Annotated in this window: 8 protein-coding genes; all 8 read right to left on the reverse strand. The window is 68.2% G+C overall.

What is annotated here, in order from left to right:
* The coding region (locus tag RWO33_RS19430; protein ID WP_314107016.1) for a hypothetical protein at positions 1-196 on the reverse strand (196 nt) is incomplete at its 3' end.
* Positions 186-1019 carry a type III secretion inner membrane ring lipoprotein SctJ gene (gene sctJ / locus RWO33_RS19435; protein WP_314107018.1) on the reverse strand — a complete coding sequence of 278 codons (834 nt, stop codon included), beginning with the start codon at positions 1017-1019 and terminating at the stop codon, positions 186-188. The genes sctJ and RWO33_RS19430, both read right to left, overlap by 11 nt.
* The gene (gene sctI / locus RWO33_RS19440) at positions 1016-1303 is read right to left on the reverse strand and encodes a type III secretion system inner rod subunit SctI (protein ID WP_186308913.1); all 288 of its coding nucleotides are present in this window, start codon (positions 1301-1303) and stop codon (positions 1016-1018) included. The genes sctJ and sctI overlap by 4 nt, the downstream gene beginning before the upstream one ends.
* Positions 1304-1378: 75 nt before the next feature.
* On the reverse strand, positions 1379-1582 hold the full coding sequence (locus tag RWO33_RS19445) for an EscF/YscF/HrpA family type III secretion system needle major subunit (protein ID WP_314107021.1): 204 nt from the start codon (positions 1580-1582) through the stop codon (positions 1379-1381).
* Positions 1579-2598 carry an EscU/YscU/HrcU family type III secretion system export apparatus switch protein gene (locus RWO33_RS19450; RefSeq protein ID WP_314107025.1) on the reverse strand — a complete coding sequence of 340 codons (1020 nt, stop codon included), beginning with the start codon at positions 2596-2598 and terminating at the stop codon, positions 1579-1581. The genes RWO33_RS19445 and RWO33_RS19450 overlap by 4 nt, the downstream gene beginning before the upstream one ends.
* The gene (gene sctT, locus RWO33_RS19455) at positions 2595-3386 is read right to left on the reverse strand and encodes a type III secretion system export apparatus subunit SctT (protein ID WP_314107028.1); all 792 of its coding nucleotides are present in this window, start codon (positions 3384-3386) and stop codon (positions 2595-2597) included. Before sctT ends, RWO33_RS19450 begins: the two co-directional genes overlap by 4 nt.
* 4 nt (positions 3387-3390) lie before the next feature.
* Positions 3391-3729: a hypothetical protein gene (locus RWO33_RS19460; protein WP_314107030.1), complete on the reverse strand. Its 339-nt coding sequence runs from the start codon at positions 3727-3729 to the stop codon at positions 3391-3393.
* A partial coding sequence (gene sctQ, locus RWO33_RS19465; protein ID WP_314107033.1) for a type III secretion system cytoplasmic ring protein SctQ occupies positions 3726-4336 on the reverse strand: 611 nt, incomplete at its 5' end. The genes sctQ and RWO33_RS19460, both read right to left, overlap by 4 nt.

Raw genomic sequence — 4336 nt, forward strand, 5'->3', positions numbered from 1 at the left:
GCCACAGCCCGATCAGGCGGCGCGCCAGCGGATCGTCCGGCGCCTGCAGCGACGCCGGCAACGGCAGGCGTCGCTGGCGCAGCAGCGCGGTGTTCAACCAACGCTGCTGATCGGCGGTGGCGCCGGCATACACCGCCTGCCAAGGGCGGTAATACGCCGCGGGCGCGTACGCGATGTGCAGGGCCTCATGCGCCACGCCAGCGGCCCCCGGCGGGGTTGTTGCCACGCTGCGCCGACAGCCGCTGCCATAGGCCGCGCACCCTGCTGCCCACGGCAGGCACCAGGCGAACCAGCACCCACCCGCCCAGCAGCAGAAGCACGGCAATGCCGCCACAGGCCACGATCCAGCCCAGGGGCAGGTTGCGATCGGTACCGGCAGTCACCGCCAGCGTGCGCGGACCTTCCACCTCGGTCAGGATCACCGACACGTTGTCGTACTCGATGCCGTCGAAGGTATTGCGCAGGAAACGCTTCACCGACTGCAGCAGCACCTCCTCGTCGATCCCGGGATGGTGCGCGACCACCGCCGCCACGTGCATGCGGCGGCGTTCGGCGCGACGCCCTTCGGTACCCAGGTTGGCGTCGTAGTTCAGATGCACGCGGGTGGAGTGCACGCCGTCCAGCAGTTGCAGCGATTCCTCCAGCCGCTGTTCCACCGCGGAAATCAGCCGGGCACGTTCGCCCAGCGGGGTACTGACCAGGCTGTCAGCCGGGAACGACGCGGCCACCTGGCTGCGCGGGGCCGACGGCAGGTCGTTGCGCTGCATGAGCTCGATGGCTTCGGGCAGGTCGCGCGACGAAACGTTCACCTGGAAACCACCCTTGCCCACGTTGAGCTTGTCGGCATCGATATTGTGGCGAAGCAGTACGGCGATGACCTCGTTGGCCTGGCGCTCGTCCAGGCCCTCCAGCAGCGGCTTGCGCGCGCAGCCGGCCAGCAGCAGCAGCGCAAGCACGGGCAGCAGCAGGCGCCGGCCGCTCCAGCGGCGCAGCGCCGCCACGATAGGCAGCATGTTCATGACTTGAGCAACGTCTCCACGGTCTTGTTGGCGTGGTTGGCCAAGCCGGCGGCCACGATCATGCGCTTGGTGTAGTCAGCCAGGCTCAGCTGCAGTTCCAGCAGCGCCGCCGGGCTGGATGCGGTGGCCGGGTTGTTGCTGGCGGCCTGGATCGCCGCCAGGTCCTCGCCTGCGCCGACGTAGGTCCGGGCCAGGGCCTGGCTCATGCGATCGGACAGCGTTACGGCGCTGCCCTCCGCGACACCACTGGCGTCGATGTCGGTCGCGATCTGGGTTACTAGCACGGGGGAATTCTCCTGCGGGATGTGCCCGCGTGGGGTGCCGGCACCGGCGGCATGGCCACCGGTGCCGGTGCGTCATCAACCCAGGTTGCGGGCGTTCTGCTTCTGCATGTCCGACAGGCTCTTGGCCGAGTTCGACTGCAGGGTGCGGTAGGTCGTGTAGCCGGACAACGCAGTCTGGTACTTGGCCAGGTAGGCCGGGTTGGTCGGATCACCCTCGACGCCCCCCTCCTGGCCATCGCCGGCCAGGGCCTTGAAGGCCTCGTCAAGTTGCTCCTTCAACGTCGTGACGCCATGTCCTTCAGCCACAGCAGGATGCGGGTGATGGGTGTGGTCAGCTCGGCCGGAACGAACTGGTAGCGGCGTACCCGCGCGTACACCGCGCGCGCCACCGGGATGTCGCGCACCACCGGCACGCCGACCCGCTCGGCCAGGGCGATGACCTTGCGTGCGCGGTTGCCGCGCTCACGCAGCGACACGAACTGCAGGCCGGGGTAGTCGGGATGGATGTAGATGCCGACCGCGATGTGCGTGGGGTTGGCCAGGATCATCGAGGAGCCGGCGACGTCCGACTGGGTCTGCGCCGACAGCTCTTCGCCGATCTCGCGACGGCGCTGCTTGATCTCCGGGTTGCCGTTGTGGTCCTTGTGCTCCTGCTTGACCTCGTGCTTCTCCATGCGCATTTCGCGGATGTACAGCCGGTATTCGATGAACGCGGCCGCCAGTACGATCGGCGCCAGCACCGCCAGCAGCAGCGCCGTGCTGCGCCAGCCCACGCTGTGCCAGATCGCCCCGGCGGCCTTGTCCGGCATCTGCACCTGGGCGAACACGGTGGGCGCGAACAGCTTCCAGGCCAGGACCACGAACACCAGCCCGGCCAGCAGGTACAGGGTGGCAGTGATCACGCTCTTGACCGTCTTGAGCGAGAACAGGTTCTTGAAGCCGGAAATGGGGTTGACCCGGGCCAGGTCCACGCGCACCGCTTCGGCGGCGATGACGCCCCGGCTCTGCAGCAGCGACACCAGTACCGCCGCGACAATGGCGGTCGCACCCACCGGTACGGCAATCCACAGGAAGGCCACGGTGGCCTGCCATGCGGCTTCGGCCGGGGTCAGGGTGAAGCCGCGTTCGGCCATGCCGCGATAGAAGCCCTGCAGGGCACGGCTGGAGGTCATCGTGGCCAGTGCGATCAGCCCTGCCACCAGCATGGCGGCGGCGGCGAGATCCCGGCTGACGTAGCTCTTGCCTTTCTTCGACTCCTTCAGCAGGCGGTGCGGGGTGGGCTTTTCGGTTTTCATTGCGGCACCGCCATCAGCATCTGCAGGGCGTCGGTGCTGTCGCGGATCAGCGGCACGTGCTGGGCCAGCGTGGGCATCAGGTAGAACAGCAGGGCAATGAAGGCGATGTAGGACTTGACCGCCAGCGAGATCGAGAACGGGTTCATCTGCTGGGCAAAGCGCGACAGCACGCCGAGCAGCACTTCGACCAGGAACAGCAGCAGCAGCACCGGCAAAGCCATGCGCACCGCGCCGGCCAGCAGGACGCCGGCGAAGTCCTGCACGCGCGCCAGGTCCAGGGTCATGGCGCCGCCCATGGGAATGAGCAGGTAGCTGTCCTGGATCACTTCCAGCAGCACGATCATGCCGTCGGTGGCCAGGAACACCACCACGCTCATCAGCTGCAGCAGGTTCGAGGTCTCGGTGGCCTCCACGCCGCTGACCGGGTCCAGCATGGCGCCGATGCCGGCACCGCGCTGGTTGTCGACGATGGCGCCCATGCCGTGGAAGATGTGGAACGGCAGGGCGACCACCAGTCCGATGGCGCTGCCGATCAGCACTTCACGCAGCACCACGCCTGCGGTGGAGACGATGTCGGGCGGCACGATGGCGCCGGCCGTGGACGGCCACAGGCCGATCAATACCATCATGGTGACCACGGTGCGGGTCATCTTCGCCGGCATGACGCCGGGCGACAGGTACGGAATCCAGGCCAGGCACGCCCCGATCCGGGCCATGCCGAGCAGGGCGGTGACCCCATGGTCGCGGGCCAGCGCGACCAGTTCGACGTCGAGCGCGGAAAGCTGCACGTGCCTAGCCGGTCAGTGCGGTGTGCAGGGCCAGCCGGGCGAAGTCCAGCATGCGCGCGGACATCCACGCCATCAGCACCAGCAGGCAGGCGATCACTGCCAGCAGCTTGGCGCCGTACGGCATGGTCTGCACGATGGGCTGCATCACGTAGAACGCCAGCATCAGCGCCAGCGCGTTGAGCACCATGTTGGAGGGCACCTGCTGCAGGCCCAGGCCGTTGCGCAGCAGCACGAACACCACCGAGAACTTCAGGTAGCAGGTGCCGGCGGCGATCAGGAACGGAAGCAGCGCCGCCATCGACATGACCGCGATCAGCGAGATGTCGTTGTTGACGAAGTTCATGGCAGCACGGGCGCCTGCGCCAGTTGCACGCCCAGCTGGTCGCCAACCTGGACCAGTTCGCCGCGGGCGACGACCTGGCCGTTGACGCGCAGCTGCAGCTGCTTCCACGCGTCATGCGGCAGGTTGAAGACGGTGCCCGGCTGCAGGCCGTCCAGTTCAGCGATGGACTGCTGCAGTTGGCACAGCACCACGTCCACGGTGACCGGCAGGCGCCGGATGTCGATGCCGGTGGCGGTGGCGGTGCCGGACGGAGCCGGCTCGGGTGCGGCGGGTACGGCGAGGTCGGCGGTGGCGTCTTCGTCGTCGAGGAAATCGAAGGGTGTGTTCACGGAAATGGTCTCAAGGGTGAAATCGAAGGCGTACAGGCGACGGCGCGCGGTGCGTGCGACCGGGGCCAGCTGGTCGAGCAGCACCACCGCGCCGGGTGCGAGGGTGCGCAGGCGGTGCAGCGGCAACTGCAGGCGGGCGATGCCCAGTTCCACCGGCAGGCGCAGTGCGCGTGTGACCGGCGCAAGCGCCGACGAGGGAGCGGCGTCGATCTGTTCGATCCAGGCAGGCCCCTGCGCGGTCGGCAGGCACGGCTGCGGACCGTCGCCCAGGGCGAGCG

The organism is uncultured Stenotrophomonas sp. (assembly GCF_963519925.1).
Taxonomy (GTDB): Bacteria; Pseudomonadota; Gammaproteobacteria; order Xanthomonadales; family Xanthomonadaceae; genus Stenotrophomonas; species Stenotrophomonas maltophilia_AE.

Coding starts and splice junctions, on each gene's coding strand:
- sctJ (WP_314107018.1), bottom strand. CDS start 1,019: ATGAACATGCTGCCTATCGTGGCGGCGCTGCGCCGCTGGAGCGGCCGG.
- RWO33_RS19450 (WP_314107025.1), bottom strand. CDS start 2,598: ATGAAAACCGAAAAGCCCACCCCGCACCGCCTGCTGAAGGAGTCGAAG.
- RWO33_RS19460 (WP_314107030.1), bottom strand. CDS start 3,729: ATGAACTTCGTCAACAACGACATCTCGCTGATCGCGGTCATGTCGATG.